1 pseudogene is annotated in these 342 nt (G+C 57.6%); it reads right to left on the reverse strand.

The window, feature by feature from the left end:
• Positions 1-342, reverse strand: a pseudogene (locus KDM89_RS20795) (UDP-N-acetylmuramoyl-L-alanine--D-glutamate ligase); the annotation flags it as partial.

The raw sequence follows: 342 nt of genomic DNA on the forward strand, positions 1-342 counted from the left end.
CCCCAGTCCGGTTAAGGCAGCGACGGTAGCACCAACATTGGTGCCCTTACTGTCATCGACGTAATCGACGCCTGCCACCGTCGCGACGGTCTCTACCCGATGCGGTTCACCTTTGTAGTCACGCAGCGCATGCAGTAAAGGCGCCAGCGGCAAACCGATGCCACGGCATAGTGCCAGCGCAGCCAGCGCATTGCTGGCATTATGCTGGCCACGGATCTGCAAGGCATCGACCGGCATTAAGCGCGTCAAAATCACGGGAATTTCTTCCGCTTCTTTTTTCTTGCGACGACTGCTCACGACCGGTATATCTTCAGCCGGATTCGCGGTAACCAGCCAGGTCAT

Source organism: Cognatundibacterium luofuense (assembly GCF_018139685.1).
GTDB lineage: Bacteria > Pseudomonadota > Gammaproteobacteria > Burkholderiales > Burkholderiaceae_D > Undibacterium > Undibacterium luofuense.